The following is a 23013-nucleotide window of genomic DNA, read 5'->3' as shown; positions in this document are numbered from 1 at the left end:
TTGCACTACAAATACACGAGAAAAACCTGTCTTTCTCGTGTTAATCCTCAATCACTGGTTTATGGTTAAGGGAGATGCGCTCACCCGAAGGGCAAATCATTGACGATGCGATGACCCGCAAAGTCAGGGATTTAAACCCGGGGGAGAGAGAATTGCGGCACAACAGCATTGGCGTAGAGCGCACTCGGCGTAGCGCTCGAAGCACGTTAATGCGGGGTGTGGCGTCAATCGTCGCCTTCGGTCTTCTCGTTACCGGTCTCACCGTCATGCCGACGACTTCTGCCGAAGCTGCTGTTGTGCAATGGGGTACCAACGCCGGTACGTCTCCCAGCTACCAGACCACCGTCAACGGCGATTTCCTCATGGCCGGTAACGGCGTGCTCGCCTGTAATCGCCCGCTCTATACGGCCGCCCAAATCGGTACGTGTACCGACTTGCACTCGGCCTCCGGCGGCAACATCAATACCGCCAATGACAACTTCTACCTCGAAAACTCGAACACGGTAGCCGGCTTCACCACCAACTCCAGCTCGGCGAACATCACGATTCCCGCCGGTGCGTCGGTCGAGAAAGCGATTCTCAGCTGGAGCGCAAACACCGGCTCGTACACCGGCGTGAGCGACTATGCCTGTGCAACGCCGAATGCCACGCGCGGAATCGCCACGATGCCTGCCGGTTCCCCGACGGGGTACCGCACGTCGCCGGCGAAACTCCAGGTCGGCCTCGGCCCGGTCACGACGATCGCGCCCACGACAATGCTGGAAGACCCTGTCGGCACGCCCACGTCGATTTACTACAGCGCCAGTGCTGACGTTACGACGTCCTTCACCGGAGCCGTCACCGGAACACCACTCACCATTTCCGCTGGAGACCTGTGGGCACCACAGGGAGCTGGTTGCTACGCCGGCTGGACGCTCACCGTCGTCTATGACTACGGCATCTACATCCCGACCCAGCCGCTCTCGCAGCCGCACCGCATCATCTTCTACGAAGGTCACGTTCGAATGACCGCCGCTGAGGCACCGTTGACAGTTGCCTTCAACGGGTTCAGCGCTATTGAAACCGGAACCCGCGCTGGCTTCTCGCTGTACGAAGGTGACCGCATCATCCAGGGTGATATTGCCGAATACTCGCGCGGCAACGGTGGCTATACGCAGATAGCGAATAGTGCGGGCAATAATGGCAACATCGGTATTGGCCGAGGGGAGGGCTCTGTTCGATACACCGCTCCGCTCGACGTTGGTCCCTTCACTAACCAGAGTGTGGATGTCGCAACCGTCGATTTGCCCAACGTGCAGGCTGGCGACACCTCGGTGAACCTCCGCATGAGCACGAGCGGTGACTCCTACTTGCTACAGAACGCCATCCTTTCTGTGCCCAGTGCCGGAATCAATATCTCCAAGACCTACGACGGAACGCTCGATCAGCAATCGCGCACGGCAACCGAAGCGGCAACGTTCACCATTACCGTGACCAACTCCGGCGTCGGAATTCTGCAGAACATTGTCGTCGCGGATGACCAAACAGACTGTGCACGTACGCTCACGGGGGTGACACTGGCCCCGCTTGAGTCATACACCTACACCTGCGTAGCGAACGGGCCAACAACAGCCAGTTATGACTCCACTGCCTCGGCTACAGCGAGCACAGTCGTGGGAGATAGCCCCGCATCCGGGGAGGACTCTACCCGCGTACTGCTCTCCTCGATTGCGCTCTCCAAGACGAGCGCGCTCGCCGGTGGAGCTACGGGCCGCGCAGGCGACACCCTCAACTACACCTTCACCATCAAGAACAACGGCGACTCGCCCCTCACTGGCGTCGCGGTCACCGACCCGCTTCCCGGTCTCTCGGCGATTACCTACACCTGGCCGACGGGAACCGCTGGTGCGCTTGCGGCTGGCGCTTCCGCCACCGGTACGGCGACCTACACCCTGACTCAGGCCGACGTGGATGCTGGCTCGATCGCGAACACGGCGACCGCCACCGGAACAGATGCCGACGGCGGCGTGAAGCCCGTCGCGACGGCCAACCGCACCACTCCCATCCCGGTGAATGCTGTTCTCGAAACCAAGAAGACTGCCGCGTACGCCGGCGCTGGAGTCGGTAACGTCGGCGACACCGTCAACTACTCGTTCTCGGTCAAGAACACCGGTAACGTCACCCTTACCTCGGTGACCTTGACTGACCCCCTCACCGGGTTGTCTGCCATTGCAGTCACGTGGCCAGGAACCGCCGGTCGTCTTGCCCCAGGCCAAACCGCCACGGGAACCGCGACCTACACGGTGAAGCAGGCCGACGTTAACGCCGGCAAGATCGTGAACCAGGCCACGTCGACTGGCCGCACCCCCAAGAACGTTGCCGTCACGGGCCTCAGCAATGAAGTGACCTTGGCAACAGCGCCAGCAGCTCCGGGGCTCACCACCACGAAGTCGGGCACCGTAGCCAACCCCAAGGGCGTCGGCAGCGTTGTCACCTACAACTTCAGCGCCAAGAACACCGGAAACGTCACCCTCACCGGCGTGACGATCGCTGACCCGCTCGTCGGGCTCTCCGCTCTGACCTACTCGTGGCCGGGAACCGCCGGAACTCTCGCTCCGGGCCAGACCGTGACCGCCACCGCGACCTACACCGTGAAACAGTCCGACGTGGATGCCGGACTGGTGCGCAACACCGCCACCGGCTCGGGAACGTCGCCCAGCGGCACTGCTGTTACTGCGGCATCCCCTCGCGTGGATGTTCCGCTGCAAACGCGCACTCCCGCCGTCTCGCTGACTAAGTCGGGAGCGCTCGCGGGCGGCTCGACCGCGGGCGGCACCGTGAACTACTCGTTCGTTCTCACCAACTCGGGCAACGTGACCCTCACGAACGCGGGAATCACTGACCCGCTCTCCGGCCTCTCTGCCATCACGTACGGCACGTGGCCCGGAACCGTCGGCACCCTTGCGCCCGGTCAGTCCGTTACCGCAACGGCCACCTACACGGTGAAGCAGTCGGATGTTGATGCCGGCGCCATCGTGAACAGCGCGACCGCGAAGGGCACCCCTCCGACCGGAGCTGACGTGACGCGCACGACGCCCGCTACCGTTCCGATCACGGCCGACGCCAAGATGATCGTCACCAAGTCGGGTGCCTACACAACGGGATCCGGCGCTGTCGGCTCCGTCGTCACGTACACCTTCAGCGTGAAGAATGACGGAAACGTCACCCTGAGCCAGGTCGTTCTGGCTGACCCGCTCTCGGGTCTGAGCCCCATCTCGGTAACGTGGCCCGGTGCCTCGGGAGTGCTCGCTCCGGGCCAGACCGCCACCGGTACCGCCACCTACACGGTCAAGCAGTCTGACGTGGATGCCGGTTCGGTCAAGAACACGGCAACCGCCACGGCTAAGACTCCGACCGGCGCCACAGTGACCCAGCCTTCCGCCGAGTCTGTTGTGCCCACGGTCGCACCGACCCGCGTCATCACGACCACAAAGTCGGCAGCACTCGCCGGTTCGGGAACCGGCAAGGTCGGCGACGTCATCAACTACTCGTTCACCGCGAAGAACGATGGAAACGTCACGCTCTCTGGCGTCACGATTACTGACCCGCTTTCCGGCCTCTCGGCACTGACCTACACGTGGCCCGGTGCTACGGGCGTTCTTGCTCCCGGCCAGACCGTTACCGCGGTCGCGACCTACACAATTAAGCAGTCCGATGTGAATGCCGGCTCGGTCAGGAACACGGCAACCGGTAGCGGAACCCACGGTGGAACCACCGTGACTGACCCCTCGGACGAGGTCACCGTTCCGACAGCGGCCGCGAACCCCGTCATCACCACGCTCAAGTCGGGCGCGCTCGCCGCCGGCTCTACCGGCCGCGCTGGCGACACTGTGAACTTCTCGATCAAACTCACCAACGCGGGCAACGTGACCCTGACCTCCGTGTCGGCAGCCGACTCGCTGCCCGATCTTTCTGCGCTGACTTACGGCACGTGGCCGTCCGGCACCGCCGGTACGCTCGCCCCGGGGCAGTCGGTTACGGCAACAGCGACCTACACGCTGAAGCAGAGTGACGTGGATGCCGGCTCGGTTTCGAACACAGCAACCGGTTCAGGAACCCCGCCCACCGGTGCCGCCGTCACCAGCGTCAGCCCCGCCACGGTTCCGATCACGGCTGGCCCCGCACTCACCGTCTCCAAGTCGGGTGCGATCACGACCGGTAACGGCTCTGTCGGAGACACCATCACGTTCTCCTTCGTCGTGCGCAACACCGGTAACGTCACCGCCACTGGCGTCGGCATCACCGATACCCTGCCGGACCTCTCCGCCGTCGCATTCGGCACGTGGCCGAGTGGCACGGCAGGCACGCTGGCCCCCAACACTCAGGTCACCGCTACCGCGACGTACACCATCAAGCAAGCTGACGTTAACGCGGGCTCGGTCAAGAACACGGCGACGGCATCCGGCACCATCCCCGGCGGCGGAACTGTTTCAGCGACGTCGCCGCAGGCAGTCGTTCCGACAGTGGCTTCGGCTCCCGCGATTGATACGCAGAAGTCCGCAAGCGTTGCAGGGACTGGCGCGGTGGGCGATGTCATCACGTACACGTTTGTTGCGAAGAACACCGGTAACGTCACGCTGACGGGCGTCTCCATTGCCGACCCACTCACAGGACTTTCGGCGCTGACTTACGGCACGTGGCCCGGCGGGGTTGCCGGAACACTTGCGCCTAACGCGCAGGTCACCGCCACGGCGACCTACACAATCGTGCAGTCCGATGTCGATGCTGGTTCGGTCAAGAACACCGCAACGTCTACCGGCAACTTCGGCGGAACCACTGTCACTGACCCCTCGGCGCAGGTCACGACGCCCACGATCGCTTCCGTGCGTACGATCTCGCTCGCCAAGGATGGCGTGCTGGCGCCCGGGGCGACCGGCGTTGCTGGCGACACCGTCAACTACAGCTTCGTGGTGCGCAATACGGGTAACGTCACGCTCACGAGCGTGGGAATCACCGACCCACTGCCCGGACTTTCCGCCGTCACGTTCGGTACGTGGCCCAGCGGAACCGCAGGCCGCTTGCTACCGAACACGCAGGTTACTGCCACGGCAACCTACATTTTGAAGCAGTCGGATGTCGACGCTGGCTCGGTCGCCAACACGGCAACCACGCGCGGTACACCTCCCACCGGTGCTGCTGTCTCGGCCACTGACCCGGCCACCGTTGCTGTCGCCGCGAACGGTGCTCTCGCCGTGGCGAAGACGGGTGCTGTCACGTCGGGCACCGGCGGAGTCGGCAGCACGATGACCTTCTCGTTCACGATCACTAACCCCGGAAACGTCACGATGACGGGGGTCGCCATTGCGGACTCGCTCGTGGGGCTTTCGGCACCCGTCTACACCTGGCCCACCGCGACTGCCGGGCGCATTGCTCCGGGCGAGACGGCGACAGCAACAGCCACCTATACGGTGAAGCAGGCTGACGTCAACGCTGGTTCGGTAGCGAACACGGCGACTGTCTCGGGCAAGACTCCGACAAACGCAACCGCGACCTCTGCGCCGTCGACCGCCAACGTGCCCACGATCACGGGTGCGCCTCAGCTCACCACCACGAAGTCGGCCAACGTGACTTCGGGTGCCAAAGTTGGCGACTCGATCACGTACTCGATCTCGATCGCGAACACGGGAAACCAGACCATCACGGGTGTCACTCTGACCGACTCGCTCGTGGGCCTGGCGACACCGGTCATCACGTGGCCTGGCGTTGCGGGCACCCTCGCTCCGGGCCAGACGGCAACCGCTCTTGCGAGTTACACCGTGAGGCAGTCGGATGTTGACGCTGGCTCCATCACCAACATTGCGTCGGCTGATGGCACCGCTCCGGGCGCGGTTCCCGTTGACGATGACTCCAACCCCGTGGTCACGACCACGGTCACCCCGGCCCCCACTCTGTCGCTGGTGAAGTCGGGCACGCTGCCGGCTGGCTCCACGTCAGTTGCTGGCGAGGTCGTCACGTACAGCTTCGTCATCCGTAACACCGGAAACGTCACGATCACGGATGCTGCGGTAACCGACCCCCTCTCGGGCCTCTCGGCGATCACTTACGGAACGTGGCCGTCGGGCACCACAGGAACGCTCGCGCCAAACACTCAAGTCACTGCTACCGCGACGTACACGGTGAAGCAATCGGATGTCGATGCGGGTTCGATCGCGAACACCGCGACGGCAACGGGCACGGGAGTCATCGGCGGCGCCGCTGCTCCGAAGACGAGCAGCGCCACAGTGCCTCTCGCTACGACCGCCAAGCTCACTGTCTCCAAGACCGGCGCTACCGCGGCGGGCGCGAACAAGGTCGGCGACACCGTCACCTTCTCCTTCGTCGTCAAGAACACCGGTAACGTCACGCTCTCGAGCGTCGGCATCACTGACTCTCTCGCGGATCTCTCGGCTGTGACCTTCGGCACGTGGCCGAGCGGCACCACCGGAGTTCTCGCTCCCAACGCGCAGGTAACCGCGACGGCGACGTACACAATCAAGCAGTCCGACGTGAACGCGGGCTCTGTGAAGAACACGGCTACGGCATCCGGAACACCGCCGTCGGGCCCGGTTGCTACAGCAACCTCGACGCAGGCGGTCGTGCCCACGGTTGCGGCGTCTCCCGCACTCGTCACCACCAAGAGCGCTGTGGTGGGTGGCACCGGAACCGGCGTGATCGGCGACACGATTACGTACACGTTCACCGCGAAGAACACCGGTAACGTGACGCTCACGGGCGTCACCCTGACCGACCCCCTCTCGGGTCTCAGCACCCCAACCTACGTATGGTCGGGTGGCGTCAGCGGCCAGCTCAACCCCAACGGCACCGTCACCGGTACCGCCACCTACACAATCACGCAGGCGGATGTCGACGCCGGTTCGGTCAAGAACACTGCGACGGCCACGGGAACGCCTCCGACCGGCGCTGTCGTCACTGCTCCGTCGCCGCAGCTCGTCACGCCGACGATCGCGTCTGCACCGAAGATCGGTGTGACCAAGTCGGGCGCTCTCGCACCGGGTGCGCAGGGTGTTGCTGGTGACGTTGTCACGTGGAGCCTCGCGCTCACGAACTCGGGCAATGTGACGCTTACCTCGGTATCGGTTACTGACTCTCTCCCCGGCATCTCCGCCGTCACCTACGGCACCTGGCCATCGACGGCAGGAACCTTGGCTCCGGGCCAGAGCGTTTCGGCGACCGCGACGTACGTTCTCACTCAGGCTGACATCGACGCCGGCGCTGTCTCGAACACCGCTAATGGATCGGGTACTCCGCCGCGTGGTTCACCCGCAACGGCCACTGCTCCGGCAACCCTTCCCCTCGCATCGAACTCCACGATCACGCTCGACAAGACGGCGGCCATCGTTGCTCCCGGCACGGGCGTCGTGGGCGACACCATCCGCTACACCTTCACCGCGGAGAACACCGGTAACGTCACGCTGACCAACGTGATCATCGCCGACCCGCTCCCCGGTCTCAGCGCACTCACCTACGGCACCTGGACCAGCGGCACGGTAGGCCGCCTCGCTCCCGGTCAGACCATCACGGCAACCGCTGACTACGTCATCCGCCAGGCCGACCAGAACGCTGGCGTTGTAAACAACACGGCGTCGGTTTCGGGCAAGCCGCCCGCTGGCCCGAACACCACAGCGTCGTCTGCCGCCGTTGCGACCCCGACCGCCACGCGCGTTCCCGGCATCCTGACCACCAAGACCTCGAGCGTTGCCGGAACCGGTGCCGTCGGCGACGTCATCACGTACACGATCACCGTGCGCAACACGGGAAACACGACCCTCACGTCGGTGTCGGCGAGTGACCCGCTCTCGGGCCTCAGCACGCTCACCTACGGCGCGTGGCCAGGCGGAGTGACGGGAACACTGCAACCCAACACGCAGGTTGTCGCCACCGCGAAGTACACGATCAAGCAGTCCGATGTGAACGCGGGCTCCGTCACGAATACGGCAACGGGTCAGGGCACGTCGCCCTCCGCCGGCGTCATCACCGACCCCTCGGACCAGGTCATCACTCCGACGGTCGCCGCTAACCCCGTCGCGACGTTCTCCAAAACTGGAGCCCTCGCGGCCGGTTCTGTCGGCGTTGCCGGCGATGTGATCACGTACACCTTCACGACAAAGAACACCGGAAACGTCACGCTCACGGGCGTTGCCGTCAGCGATCCACTGACTGATCTCGGCACGATTTCGTACACCTGGCCGGGCACTGCTGGTGTGCTCACCCCGGGTCAAACCGTCACGGCAACCGCCAACTACACGGTGAAGCAGTCCGATGTAGATGCTGGCTCGGTCAGTAACACCGCAACGCTCACCGCGACCCCGCCGTCGGGAACGCCGTTCACCGAGACCGACTCCGAAACGGTGTCGATTACTCCTAACCCCGGCATCACGGTGGAAAAGACCTCCGAAGTGATCGGCGATGGAGTCCTCGGCGACACTGTTGTCTTCACCATGACGATGCGCAATACGGGAAACCAGACTCTCACCGTCGTCACTTTGGTCGACAGCCTTCCCGGCCTCGGTACCCCGACGTTTGTCTGGCCGGGAGCCGACAACGAACTCGCGCCCGGCGAGACCGCCGTTGCGACCGCCTCGTACGTTATCGATCAAGATGACATTAACCTCGGCACAGTCACGAACACCGCGACCGTCAGCGCCCAGCCTCCCGGAGGCGCTCCCGAGGTCAATGCATCGTCTGGCCCGGTAACGGTGGCGACTGGTTTGCAGCGTCCCGAGTTGACCACGATCAAAACGGCAAGCACGGTTCCGAGCCCCGCGGCTGCGGGAACTCAGATCACCTACTCGTTCTCCGTGGAGAACACCGGTAACGTCACGGTCGACAACCTTGTTCTTAACGATCCGCTCCTCGGCGCTGCGACTCCGACGCTTTCCTCGACGACCCTCTTGCCCGGCGAGATCGCGACGGCAACGGCGAATTACACGATCACTCAAGCGGATCTCGACGCCGGTTCGGTAACGAACACGGTGAAGTCAGAGGGAACGCTCCTCGGCGCTGTGCCGATCGAAAGCCCGGTCTCTTCGGTGACGACTCCGACAGCGGCCGCCGCTCCCGGCATCTCGGTCACGAAGTCCGGCACCGCCGCCCAAGATGCGGGCGACCTGATCGACTGGAGCTTCACCGTTACCAACACCGGTAACGTCACGCTCAGTGGTGTGACCCTCAACGATGCTTTGGCGGGGGTCACTCCCGTCTTCGGCACGTTCCCCAGCGGCGTCTCTGGCCAGCTCGATCCCGGCGACAGCGTGTTGGCAACGGCCGATGACTACGTTGTGACGCAGGCGGATGTCGACTCGGGTTCCGTCGTGAACACCGTGACCGCATCCGGTACTCCGTCGCGCGGTGCCGTCGCTAACGCGACCACCGCGGCAACCGTGCCACTCGCTCCCGACGCCGGAATCACGATCGTCAAGTCGGAGGACGCAGCTCCTGCCGACCGTGGTCTCGGAGACACGGTTTCCTTCACGTTCACGGTCACCAACACCGGCAACGTCACGCTGAGCTCCATCAGCATCATTGATCAGCTCGATGGCGTTTCGGCGATTAGTTATGACGATTGGGACGGCAACCCTGCCGGTTCGCTCGGCCCGAATGACGTTCTCACCGCCACGGCGACGTACGAACTCACTCAGGACGACATCGATAACGGTTCTGTCGACAACGACTCAAGCGTGCTCGCGTCGACGCCCGCTGGCGACATCCTCGATGAGGACTCCAACACCGTCACCGTCACGACCGATGCTGCCGCTCCCGTTCTTGTCACCACCAAGGCCGCCGTGCTCAACGGCACCGGTGTCGTCGGCGACACCATCAGCTACACGATCACGCTGCTCAACGACGGAAACGTCACGCTGACGGATGCCGCGATCACCGACTCGCTCGCAGGCCTCAGTGCTCTCGTCTACGGCGAATGGGTCTCTGGCGTCGATGGCGAACTTGCTCCCGGCGAGTCCGTATCGGCCACGGCGAACTACACAATCACTCAGGCGGATGTCGATGCTGGTTCGGTGAGCAACACCGCGACCGGTGACGCCGAGTCTGCTCGCGACGGCGCTGCCGTCACGGACGACTCACCCGCCGCCGTCACGCCTCTCGTCACTCAGACCGCTGCTATTTCGGCGACCAAGACCGGCGCGCTGGAATCCGGTTCTGAGGGTGAAGCCGGCGACACCGTCGAATTCTCGTTCACCATCACAAACGATGGCAACGTCACGCTCACCGGAGTGACGCTGGCGGATCCGCTCGTAGATCTCTCGGCGATCACGTACACCTGGCCCACCGCGACCGACGGCGTCTTGGCTCCGGGCGCGACCGCAACAGCGGTAGCGACGTACGAGCTCAAGCAGAGCGACGTGGACTCTGGTTCTGTCGTGAACCTCGCCACGCCATCCGGCGTTGATCCCAACACCGATGACGTCGACGGCACTCAAGTGGCCGCGACGGTCGTTGTTGAACCCGACGCGAGTCTGAGCGCCGTCAAGACGGGCGAGCTTCGCGCTGGTGGAATCGGTGAAGTCGGCGACATCATCGACTACTCCGTTACCGCCACGAACACCGGTAACGTCACGCTGCACGCTGGACAGCTGGTTGACCCGCTCCCCGGCATCAGTGACCCCAACATCGTCTGGCCAGACCCTGCCCAGCCCGGCGTTTTGGGCGTCGGTGAGTCGGTCACCGGAACCGCGGAGTACGCGCTGACTCAAGCTGATGTCGATCTCGGTTACATCGAGAACACGGCAGATGTTCAAGCATTGACGCCTAACAACGTCGTTGTTCCTCAGGCTAGTAACACCGTCGTCATCCCGACGGTGCGGCCCGCTCCCATCCTGACCGTCGACAAGAGTGCCGTTGTTGCAGACGACGGCGAGCTCGGTGACGAGATCGCCTACTCGTTCACGATCACTAACGACGGAAACGTCACGATCGACGGCATCACCCTTACTGACCCGTTGCCCGGACTCACCGGTCTCTCGGTCGACTGGCCTGCCGCGAACACCACGCAGACGCTCGCGCCCGGCGAAAGCGTTGACGCTACAGCGACCTACATAATCACTCAGGACGACGTGAACGCGGGAGAGGTCGTGAACACGGCAACCGCCAGCGGAACCGGTGCGCAAAGCACTCCGGTTACTGGCTCCTCACCCGAGGTCGTCACCGAGATCGTCGAGGCTGACCCCTCGCTCAGTGCGACAAAGAGCGCGGCCCTCGCGGCCGGCGCTACGGGCGTCGCGGGCGACACCGTGGAGTACAGCTTCACGGTCACCAACGATGGAAACGTTTCGCTGACATCCGTCGATCTGATCGACCAGCTGCCGGGTCTCACCGGCGTGACGTTTGGCGCGTGGCCGACGGCGACAGACGGGCTGCTCAACCCGGGCGATGACGTTACGGCCACAGCGACGTACACGCTGCTGCAGAGCGATATCGATGCTGGTTCTGTGGCCAACAGTGTCAACGCGATGGGCGTTCCGCCCACGGGTTCCGCTGTAACGCAGCCGGCTTCCGCAACCCTTCCTCTCACGGCAGCCCCGAACTTCACCATCACGAAGTCGGGCGATTTGGGAACCCAGCTGGGCGAAGTAGGCGACGTCGTCGACTACAGCTTCAGCATCACTAACTCCGGAAACGTCACCCTCACCGGTGTTGTTCTCATTGACTCGATGCCCGGTGTTAGCTCGCCGGTCATCACGTGGCCCGGCGTCGACCGTGTGCTTGCTCCGGGCGAGACGGCAACGGCGACGGCGAATTACACGATCACGCAGGAAGACGTTGACGCGGGTGAAGTGACGAACACCGCGGAAGCCGTGGGATCACTGCCCGATGGCTCCGAGTACCTCGAGTTCTCTGACCCGGCGGTAAACCCCACGATCGCACGCACGGCTTCGGTCACGATCGACAAGGTCGGGACTACGCCGGATGGCGCGGCTCTGGGCGATCTCGTGCAGTACGAGTTCACGCTAGAAAACACCGGCAACACGACCCTCACGGGTGTCGCAATCGACGACCCACTGGTGGGACTGTCGACCATCGTTTACTCGTGGCCCGGTGCCGACGGCGAGCTCGCTCCCGCTGAGGTGGCCACAGCTACCGCGTGGTACGCCATCACGCAGAACGACATTGACCTCGGTTACGTGAGCAACTCGGCGGATGTCGACGCCACGTCACCACTCGGTGCCGTTGACGATTCGGTTGGCCCCATTGACGTGCCAACTGTCACTGCTGCTGCCGCGATCGAGACCACAAAGGATGGTGAACTCGAGGCGGGTGCTACCGGCTTTGCCGGCGACATCGTCGAGTACTCGTTCACCGTGCGCAACACCGGTAACGTCACGCTCACCGATGTCGAGCTCTCCGACCCGCTCACGGGACTCAGCGCTCTGACCTACACGTGGCCGACCGCTACTGATGGAACGCTGGCCCCGGGCGAAAGCGCGACCGCGGTTGCGACCTACGAGCTCACGCAGGCTGACGTGGATGCCGGCAAGGTCGACAACGAAGTGACGGCCGAGGGAACCACTCCCACGGCGACCACGGTGGATGACACCGCTGCTGAAACGGTGACCATCACTCCCGCTCCGGTACTTACTCCGCTCAAGGAAGGCGTCATCCTCAACGGCGGCGTCGGCGCTGTTGGAGACACGATTCAGTACACCCTCACCGTGACCAACGACGGAAACGTCACGCTTTACGACGGCCAGCTGCTCGACCCGCTGCCTGGATTGTCTGTTCCGGTCATCACCTGGCCAGACCCCGCCAACCCTGGCGAGATCCCGGTCGGCCAGTCGGTCATCGGCGTCGCCACCTACGAGCTGACGCAGGAAGACGTTGACCGCGGCTTCATCTCGAACATTGCAGATATGTCTGCCGAAACTCCGGCGGGAGTTCTCGTAGTCGAGACCTCCAACGAGGTCATCGTTCCGACCGTTCTGCCCGCTCCGAACATCACCGTGAGCAAGTCAGGCGCGCCTCAGGGCACGGCGGACCTCGGTGACACGATCGACTACTCGTTCGAGATCCTCAACTCGGGTAACGTCACGCTGGATTCAGTCACGCTGACGGATCCGCTTCCGAACCTCTCAGCGATCACGATCACGTGGCCCACCCCGGCTAGCCCCGGTGTGCTCGCTCCCGGTGAAATCGCTACGGCGACTGCTGACTACGAAATCACGCAGGACGACGTGGATGCTGGCGCCGTTGTGAATATCGCGACCGCTGATGGTGTTGACCCCAACGGCACCGACGTCACGGATGACTCTGAAGCGAACACCGTTCCGACAGAAACCATTCGCGCTCTCGTGGAGCTCACCAAGAGTGGTGTTCTCGCTGACCCAGCGCGCGCCGACGCTGGCGACATCGTCAACTGGTCGTTCGAGCTCAGCAACACCGGCAACGTGACGCTCACGGGCGTGGAAATCGTCGATTCCCTCGTGGGCATCTCGGCGCTGACCTACACATGGCCCGGCGCCGACGGCACGCTCGAGGTGGGCGAATCGGTAACGGCAACGGCGACATCCGCGCTCACTCAGGAGCAGATCGATGCCGGCACCGTAGAGAACGACGCCGCTGGTTCGGGAACGCCTCCGCGCGGTGATGACGCGACCGACGCTGCAACGGCATCCGTCGAGCTCGCCTCTCAGGCCAGCATGGCTGTGACCAAGGACGGGACCGTTGACGGCGCCGGCAATGACGGAGACGTAATCGACTACGACTTCAGTATTACCAACACCGGTAACGTGACGCTCACGCTCGTCAACCTGGTTGACGCGCTTGTCGGTGTCAGTAGCCCAGTATTTACGTGGCCCGGAACCCCGGGAGAGCTGCAACCAGGTGAGACGGTTACGGCGATCGCTGAGTACACGATCACGCAGGATGACGTCGATCGCGGCAGCGTTTCGAACGTGGCTACGGCCAGTGGAAAGCCGCCCATTGGCGACACGATCACGGTGAGCACTTCGGTTACAGAAACCACTGTCGCACCAGCGGCGGCGGCTCTGGCTCTGACTAAGTCGTCAAGTACCGGTGCCAGCGCGGGTGTCGGCGACATCATCACCTACACCTTCGAGGTCGAGAACACCGGAAATGTCACGGTCGATGAGATCGTCATCACCGACCCGCTTCCGGGTCTCAGCACCCCTGTCGTTGATTGGCCGGGAGAGAACGGTATTCTCGCGCCCACCGAGACGGCAACGGCCACCGCCACCTACGCGATTACTCAGGCTGATGTGGATGCCGGCACGGTAGATAACACTGCTGTCGCAAATGGCACCTCTCCGACCGACGTTGCGGTTCCGAGCAACACGGCTCTCGAGTCGACGCCGACGGATGCCGCTGCCGCCGACATCTTGGTCACGAAGAGCGCCGCTCTTGCGCCCGGTTCAACCGGCTTTGCCGGTGATCTCGTGGAGTTTGAGTTCTCGCTGACGAACACCGGAAACCAGACCCTCACGACGGCGTCGCTGGCTGATCCGCTTCCTAACCTTTCGGCGATCGTGTACTCGTGGCCGACCGCAACGGCGGGCACACTGGCACCGGGAGCTGTCGTTACTGCCACTGCGGAGTACACGCTGACTCAGGCCGACATCGACTCTGGTTCGGTCGCAAATATCGTGACGGGTAGTGCGACTCCGCCGTCGGGCACCGCCATCACCGAGGACGCTCCGGCGTCAGTCGCGATTGTCGCTGCGGGCGAGATTGAAGCCGAAAAATGGGGCGAACTGCGCGCCGGTGGAATCGGGCAGGTTGGCGACTGGGTCGACTACCGTCTCGAAGCAACCAACACGGGTAACGTCACGCTCATCGACGGCGAACTGCGCGATCCGCTTCCTGGACTGAGCGTTCCCGTCATCACCTGGCCGAACCCCGCGCAGCCCGGCGTTCTGTTGCCCGGCGAGACGGTCATCGGTGAAGCATCGGTCCAGCTCACGCAGGCCGACGTTGACCGCGGCTACATCTCGAACATTGCGGATGTCGGTGCTACTGACCCGAACAATGATGACGTTCCGGCGACCACCAACGAGGTCATCGTGTACACAGTTCAGCCTCAGCCGAGCATGACAGTGGTGAAGTCGGGCGAGATCGCTCTGACGGGCGAGAACGGCGTCGGTGACACCGTGGACTTCGAGTTCGAAGTTCGCAACACCGGCAACGTGACGATCGGTTCGATCGTTGTCACCGATCCGCTGCCCGGAATGAGCACGCCTGACGTGCAGTGGCCGACCGCAGTAGAAACTCTTGCTCCGAACGAGACGGTAACCGCAACGGCTACCTACGACATCCGTCAGGCGGATGTTGACCGCGGTTTCGTTGAGAACACGGCGAGCGCTACGGCGGTCCCGGTGCGCGGTGACCCCATCTCCGCCAACTCGAACACGGTTGAGGTTCCCACGGAAGCTCCGAGCGTTGTCGTTTCTGTCACCAACACCGGTGCGCTGACGAACCCGGGCCCGGCTGTTCCAGGCGACACTGTCACCTGGAACTACAGCTTCACGAGCGCCAGCAACGTCACGCTGACCGGCGTCGAGTTGAGCGACTTCATTGGTTCGTTGCCCGCGGGCGATTACACCTGGCCCGGTGTCGCGGGCGTTCTTGCTCCCGGTGAGACGGTCACGGCAGTTCGCGTGCAGACGCTGACGCAGGCCGATATCGACTCGGGTGCTGTCTCAAGTGTCGTCACCGGTGAGGGAACTCCTCCGGTAGGCGCGGCGGCTACCGCCACTGCTCCGGCTACCGTCACTCTTGCGGCTGATGGCCTGCTGCAGGTGACGAAGTCGAGCGAGCTTGCTGTTGCGGGCGAGAACGGTCCCGGTGACACGATCGATTACACGATCGTGGTTACCAACATCGGAAACGTCACGCTGCGCACGGTGACCATCACCGACAGCATCGACAACGTCTCGATCAACTCGATCGCGTGGCCCGCCAACAGTGGCGTGCTGGCTCCGGGGGAGTCAGCGACGGCCAGCGCGACGTACGTTCTCGAACAGGATGACGTTGACCTCGGCTATGTCGACAACACGGCATCCGCTCGCGGAGTGACGCCGGGCGGTGACGCTGTCACGGCGACCTCGAATGTTGACCGTGAACTGACCGCGGCATCCGACCCCAGCATCACCGCGGTGAAATCGGGCGCGCTGACGTCGGGCGCAGGCGAGGTTGGCTCGGAGATTACCTACAGCTTCACCGTGACCAACACCGGAAACGTGACGCTCAACCTTGTGGGAGTAATCGACCCGCTCGTTGACGTCGTGCCCTCTGACCTGAGGTTCCCTTCTGCTACCGGTATTCTCGGCCCAGGCCAGCAGGCTATTGGCTCGGTCGTCTACACGATCACTCAAGAGGATGTTGATAGCGGCTCCGTGGAGAACACGGCGACCGCGGTCGGTACTGCGCCTGATGGCAGTGAAGTTCAGGGCGTCTCGAACACGGTCCTTAACCCGACCGAAGACGCTGAGCCCTCGATCGTGACTTCGCACACGGCGGCGCTTGCTGCGGGCGCTACGGGTGTACTGGGCGATGGTATGGACTACACGTTCACGATCACGAATGACGGAAACGTCAGCCTCGACGGCGTGACGCTCTCGAACACGATCCCGGGACTCACCGGCTTCGTTTACACCTGGCCAGACCCGGCCGCTCCGGGCGTTCTCGCACCGGGCGAAAGCGTCACGGTTACGGCGACCCGTCTTGTTGATCAGGCGGATGTCGACGCGGGTGAAGTACGTAACGTCGCGACCGGTGAGGGCAACTCTCCTGCTGCAACCGCCGTTGATGCTGACTCTGCGGTGACCATCGTTCCGCTCATCGAGGCGCTGTCGAGCATTGACATTGCCAAGGCTGGCGAACCTCGCGACGCGGTGAACCCTGTCGTCGTTGGTTCGTGGATCGACTACACCTTCACTGTCGAGAACACGGGCGAAACCACCTTGAGTGGTGTCACCGTTGCTGACCCGAAGGTCGGAACGACTGCGGTCGTCTACGGCGCTTGGCCCGCAGCGACCGGAGTACTCGCTCCGGGAGAGTCGGTTACGGCAACCGCGAGCTACCAGGTTACGCAGGCTGAGTTCGATGCCGGTTCGGCGTCGAACACCGCAAACGTGACATCGACGAACCCGGCGGGCGACGACATCATCGACACGTCGAACACCGTCGTTGTTCCGACTGCGGCAGGCTCGCCCGACATTGAGATCACGAAGACACAGGTGCTCGCCGCTGGCGCGACCGGCAACGCGGGAGACACCGTGGAGTACAGCTTCGAGGTCACCAACACCGGTGATGTCACGCTGAACGGTGTCACGATCGCCGACGACCAGATCGATCTCAGCACGCTGACGATCACCTGGCCAGGCACTCCGGGCGTTCTCGCTCCGGGCCAGTCGGCCACGGCAACCGCAACGTACGTGCTCACTCAGGATGACGTGGATGCTGGTTCGATCAGCTCCGACGCCTCCACGGCGGGAACGCCGGCAGTGGGTGCTGTGGTGACGGACACGGCCACCGGCTCAACTCCAATCGTCGAAAACCCGTCGATGACCATCACGAAGACGAGTTCGTTCGCGACCTTCGCCCAGCAGGGTGCCACCGTGAACTACGTCATCGAGGTCGTCAACACCGGTAACGTCACGCTCACCGCCGTCGTAATCACCGATCCCAAGCCGGGCGTCTCCGCGCTCACCTACAACTGGCCGGGTACTCCCGGCGAGTTGGCTCCGGGGGAGTCGGTCACGGCAACGGCGACCTATGTGATCACTCAGGGTGACGTGGATGTCGAACAGACCACCAACGTCGCAACAGTGAACGCTGATGCACCCTCGGGCGCGATTGCGCCGGAAGAGGCAACCGACGTTCTCCCGATTCCGAATGTGCCGAACATTGCGCTGACGATCTCGGGTGTACTCGGTGCGGGCCAGCAGGGCTTCCCCGGCGATGTTGTGACGTTCACCTACGTGGCGACGAATACGGGAACGCTGCCGCTGACGAATGTCTCGATTGCCGACCCGCGCTCCGGGCTCTCGGCCATGCGCTATGGCACCTGGCCGGGAGCGATTGGTTCGCTCGCGCCGGGCGAATCGATCACCGCTACGGCGACCTACGTCATCCGTGAAAGCGATGCCGGAACAACGCTGTACGAGACGGCAACGGTCACCAGCACCGAAATCAACTCGGGAGACCCCGTGGTGGCAACTGCACAGACAACTTTGCAGCTACCTACCAAGGCTCTCTCTTACACTGGGTCGGATCCCCGAGGAACACTCGCAACCGGGCTGGGCACACTGCTCGCCGGCCTCGCTCTGATCCTGCTCGCACGCAGAAGACAACGACAGGAAGAATCATGAAGCTCCGCACACGACTGACCGCCACCGCAGTACCTTTTGCGATCCTCGCGCTGACGCTTGCGGGTTGCACGAATGATGGCACCGACGGTCAGCCTGACCCCGAAGAGACGTCGAGCTCGGCTGAGCAGACTCCGGGCGTGACCGACATCACGGATGCTCCCGGCACCGGTGAGAACCTGCAGGGTGCTCTCGCTGACTCCACCGTCAATGAGTGCGAGCGCGCGGGCGACGAATGGACCGTGTCGGGTGTCGTGACGAACTCGACCGATGCCAGCGCCACCTACCGCATCTACGTCTCGCTGCTCAACGGAGCCAACGATACCCGTGCCCTCACTCAGGTGGATGTCGCTGCGACCGAGCCCGGAGCAACCACTGACTGGGAAACCGTTATTCCTGTCGCTGAAGACGAGCTCACCTGCGTGCTGCGCGTCGAACGCTACGAAGGCTAGTCGCGCGGGGTCGCCCAGAGTGGCAGCGCCGCAACCTGCGGTGCCACTCCGAAGCGGTACTCAGGCGGGGCCGCCGACGACTATCGTGGAATCGTGACTGAACCGAACCCCAGCGTCGAGCTGTCGACCAACGGGGTGGGGCCGTGGCAGGGCGAGTTGCCCACCGAACCCCACTACGATCCCGTGCTGCTCGAACGCGGCGATACCCGCAACGTTATTGACCGGTATCGCTACTGGAACATGGAAGCGATCGTTGCCGATCTCGACGTGACGCGGCATCCGTTCCATGTGGCCATCGAAAACTGGCAGCACGACATGAACATCGGCTCCATCGTGCGCAGCGCCAACGCGTTCGGTGCCGACACCGTGCACATCATTGGGCGTCGGCGCTGGAACAAACGCGGCGCCATGGTTACTGACCGCTACCAGCACGTGCTGCATCATCCGGATGTCGCGGCCTTCGTCGAGTGGACTGAAGCCAACGACCTGCCGATCATCGCGATCGACAACGTGCCCGGCAGCGTCATCATCGAAACGTACGAGATGCCGAAGCGCTGCGTATTGCTGTTCGGCCAGGAGGGCCCCGGGCTCTCTCCCGAAGCGATCGATGCCGCCACGGATATCGTGGAGATCAGCCAGTTCGGTTCGACCCGCTCCATCAATGCTTCTGCCGCGGCCGCCGTAGCGATGCATAACTGGATTACTCAGCACGTGAGCTTCACGAAGTAGGGAACTATGACACAGCCTGCGAAAGTCACCATTATTGGCGCCGGAATCGTAGGGCTGTGCACAGCCTGGTTTCTGCAGGAGCGTGGCGTTGAGGTCACGGTTCTCGACCGCACGGGCGTTGCCGCCGGTGCGTCGCTCGGTAACGCCGGCTGGGTTGCTCCCGCCTTGACGCTTCCGCTGCCCGAGCCCTCGATCTTCAAGGTCGGCATCAAGGCCGTCATCGACCCCACCTCGCCGGTCTACGTGCCGGTCGCCGCCAACTCCACCCTGCTGCGCTTCCTCGCGGGCTTTGCGCGCCACTCGACGCCCAAGATGTGGCGCCGCAACATGGTCACGTTCGCCGAGATCAACAAGTGGAGCCTCGAATCGTTCGACCGCATGGAAGACGGGGGAGTCTCTGCCGCCCTCAGACATGCCGAGCCCTTCCTCGCCGCGTTCACCAATGAGGCCGACCGCCACATCATCACCCACGAATTCGATGAGGTCGCGGCCGGTGGCGGTCGCGTGAGCTTTGAGAAAATCACCGGCGACGAGTTGCGCGAGTTCGAGCCGAGCGTCTCGAAGATCGTGACCCACGGGCTGCGTGTGGACGGCCAGCGCTTCATTAACCCGCCCTCGTTCATGCAAGTGCTCGCGGCATCCGTGCGCGCTCGCGGAGCCACGATCGTGGAGGGCGCGAAAGCGACGGGCATCCGTGACCTCGGCGCTGCCGGCGTCGCCGTCGACGTTGAGGGCCAGAATGCCGTGCTCAGCAACGAAGTTGTTATTGCTACCGGAACCTGGCTCGGCGACCTCGCCCGCCAGTTCGGCGTGCGCCAAGTCGTGCAGTCAGGTCGCGGCTACAGCTTCAGCGTGAAGCCGCCCGTGATTCCGACGCACCCGATCTACCTGCCCGCCCAGCGCGTGGCGTGCACGCCGCTCGGCGATCGGCTGCGCGTGGGAGGCATGATGGAATTTCGGTCAGCCGAAGCGCCCGCCGACTCTCGCCGCATCCAGACGATCGTCAACGCGGCCAGCCCGATGTTCGACGGAGTCGACTGGGAAGCCCGCGAAGAAGAGTGGGTCGGCTCACGGCCCTGCACTCCCGACGGTCTGCCGCTCGTCGGTGGCACGCGCTCGCCACGCGTTCACGTTGCTGGCGGTCACGGCATGTGGGGAGTCACCCTCGGTCCGCTGACGGGGCGGATCCTCGCCGACTCGATCACCGGTGGCGAGAAGCACCCGCTGCTCACCGCCTTCGACCCGCTGCGCTAGCGCTCCTCCTCTAGCGTTCGGGTAGCTCGCTCCCGCTACAGCCGGGCGAGCATGTCACCCCCAGTTCGCGGCAAAAGCGTTGAATTATTGCGGATTCTCAGGGGCGCTCGATAGCGTCATAAGGCGAGCGCAAACCATATCTGTGGATGCTCGCAGTCTCTGGGGGGAGATTATGTCTGTGCGGCTCCGGGGCAAGTCCCGAAAGACTTCCACGATCATCCGACTGGCGCTTGCCAGCGTGGCCCTGGTTGGTATTGGTGCTGCCGCCACGAGCGCAGCGTGGACGGCGCAGACCACGCTTTCGGCAAGCGCGGAGGCGGCATCCATCGAACTGTATGGCGCATTGGCGGTCAACGGTACCTGCCCGACCGCTCAGGGATCCCCCTATGTCGAGGCAGATACCGCCGCGGGCGCCGTCGCCATCACTCTCGCCTCGGGAGAATTTGCTGCTCTCAAGCCCGACCAGAAGCGCACGGTTGCTATTTGCTTGCGCAACGGCGGCGATCTGCCCTTGAACGTATCGCTTCAGCCCCTCGCGGTGAGCGGCAACAGCGTCTTCGGTGGAACCGCCCCGGCCGTGCTTGAGGTGCGCACGAGTAGCGCCGCGTTTACCTCAACGGTTCTCGCGCAGAACGAGACCCTGCCGTTGAACGTTGTCGTTACGACTCCGGCGAACTGGCCAACGTCGTACCAGGGGCTCTCTTCTGGCGCAGTCCAGATTGTCTTCAGCGGCACGACGGATGTGCCCTAGTGCGCGCGGCACGAATGCTCCGCTCCGCCGGCGACGGGTTGTTGTGGGTATTGGCAGTGATCGGCGCCGTCACCGGAATTTTCTGGATCGCGAACGCTTTCGGTGCGATTCAGCCACTGATTGTCGTCTCCGAATCGATGCAGCCCAGCATCCGGACGGGCGACCTGCTGCTTGCGTTCCCGGTTGCGGTCGACGACGTGAAGGTCGGCGACGTGGCGAGTTTGCCCTCGACCTTCACCGGCAACCTGATTACTCACCGCGTCATCGCCCTGACGGCTGAGGGCGACACTGTGGCCTTCGAAATGCAGGGCGACGATAATGATGCTCCGGATGCGGAGAGCTACACGTATGCAGCGGGCGATACCGTGCTGCATCCCATGCTCACAATTCCGCAGGCGGGCGCAGTGCTCACCGCGCTCGGTTCGCCGCTGATTGGTATCCCGTTGGCCGTCGCGATCATCGCATCTCTCGTGTTGACACTGTTGCCCGAGCGTTCGCTCTCAGCAGGCAGGGGCGCAGACGCTGCCACTCCGGAAGGATCGCGCTCATGAAAAGAGTTCTTCTAGCCGTCATCGCTCTCGCGGCGATAGCCTTCCTGTTTGCCGGAGCGACGACCGCCGCTCCCCAAAAAACCGTCGCAGCCTGGACTGACCCCGCCGTGTTCGTCGCAGAAGCAACAACGGGCACCTGGGGCGCTACCGCTCCGACGCCAAGTTCGATCGTGATCGTGCCGGGCAACACGGCGACCGTTCTCGATTCAACAGTGTGGGACATTCCGGCTTCGCCGACGAGTGCCGGCTTTTGTGTCGATGTGACGGTGCGCGGAACGGATGCCACGCCTCGCGCTTGGCAGCTGAAGGCCGACATGACGTTGCCTCCGTTCAACGGTCAGAGCGGAACCGGCGGCATTTATTACAGCGGTTCGACGCAAGCCTCCTTCTCCACGTCGGCACCGAGCGCTCTTGTCATCACCGGGTCTGGTTCGGGCGGTTCGAATTGGAACGCGTCGTACAACAATCGGCTCCTCACCGAGACTCAGCAGATCACCATTACTATCTGCGTAAGTAATCCGCCGATTGCTGCCCCCGGCTCCACGAGTTACTACACGGTGTCTCAAACTCGTACTACCTGGACGGACACTCAGGCCTGCATCGTGACCACCGCGACAGGCACGGTCATCGATCTGCAGGCCAATCCATTCTTCTTCGGATGGCAGGCAACGGTGGACCTCACTGCCGCAAAGAACCGCATCCTCAGCGCGGGCAAGACGGTTAACTATGTTGGCTGGTCGCCCTCGCCGGGGTCTGGCTACCAGTTCACGACGGTGCCGACCGCGTATAACCCGCCCGCCGATAGCTACGCCATAACAACCGGTCGGGCGACGGCGATCAAAGGAACTCAGTCGAGCACGATCACGGCCTGCGTTTACGGTTACTAGCTGCCGTTCGCAGCG

Annotated in this window: 7 protein-coding genes; all 7 read left to right on the top strand. The window is 63.4% G+C overall.

Features of this window, described 5'->3' with window-relative positions; all coding sequences use genetic code 11:
* Positions 1-218: 218 nt before the first annotated feature.
* Positions 219-18377, top strand: a complete 18159-nt coding sequence (locus ACWTV3_RS07240) for a CLIPPER-2 domain-containing protein (RefSeq protein WP_498477500.1) — start codon at positions 219-221, stop codon at positions 18375-18377.
* Positions 18374-18826 carry a hypothetical protein gene (locus tag ACWTV3_RS07235; protein ID WP_498477499.1) on the top strand — a complete coding sequence of 151 codons (453 nt, stop codon included), beginning with the start codon at positions 18374-18376 and terminating at the stop codon, positions 18824-18826. Before ACWTV3_RS07240 ends, ACWTV3_RS07235 begins: the two co-directional genes overlap by 4 nt.
* Before the next feature lie 93 nt (positions 18827-18919).
* Positions 18920-19555, top strand: a complete 636-nt coding sequence (locus ACWTV3_RS07230; RefSeq protein ID WP_498477498.1) for a TrmH family RNA methyltransferase — start codon at positions 18920-18922, stop codon at positions 19553-19555.
* Between the two features lie 6 nt (positions 19556-19561).
* Positions 19562-20809, top strand: coding sequence for an NAD(P)/FAD-dependent oxidoreductase (locus ACWTV3_RS07225; protein ID WP_498477497.1), 1248 nt, complete (start codon positions 19562-19564; stop codon positions 20807-20809).
* Between the two features lie 172 nt (positions 20810-20981).
* Positions 20982-21560 (top strand): hypothetical protein, encoded by a 579-nt coding sequence (locus tag ACWTV3_RS07220; protein ID WP_498477496.1) that lies wholly within the window; start codon positions 20982-20984, stop codon positions 21558-21560.
* Entirely contained in the window at positions 21560-22111 is a 552-nt protein-coding gene (locus ACWTV3_RS07215; RefSeq protein WP_498477495.1) for a signal peptidase I, read from the top strand. Before ACWTV3_RS07220 ends, ACWTV3_RS07215 begins: the two co-directional genes overlap by 1 nt.
* Complete coding sequence (locus ACWTV3_RS07210) at positions 22108-22998, top strand: hypothetical protein (RefSeq protein ID WP_498477494.1); 891 nt, start codon at positions 22108-22110, stop codon at positions 22996-22998. Before ACWTV3_RS07215 ends, ACWTV3_RS07210 begins: the two co-directional genes overlap by 4 nt.
* Positions 22999-23013: the final 15 nt, after the last annotated feature.

It is taken from the genome of Salinibacterium sp. AL4.1, from assembly GCF_059767305.1.
This window is presented reverse-complemented; position numbering and strand designations above follow the sequence as displayed.

Coding starts and splice junctions, on each gene's coding strand:
- ACWTV3_RS07210 (WP_498477494.1), top strand. CDS start 22,108: ATGAAAAGAGTTCTTCTAGCCGTCATCGCTCTCGCGGCGATAGCCTTC.
- ACWTV3_RS07220 (WP_498477496.1), top strand. CDS start 20,982: ATGTCTGTGCGGCTCCGGGGCAAGTCCCGAAAGACTTCCACGATCATC.
- ACWTV3_RS07225 (WP_498477497.1), top strand. CDS start 19,562: ATGACACAGCCTGCGAAAGTCACCATTATTGGCGCCGGAATCGTAGGG.
- ACWTV3_RS07235 (WP_498477499.1), top strand. CDS start 18,374: ATGAAGCTCCGCACACGACTGACCGCCACCGCAGTACCTTTTGCGATC.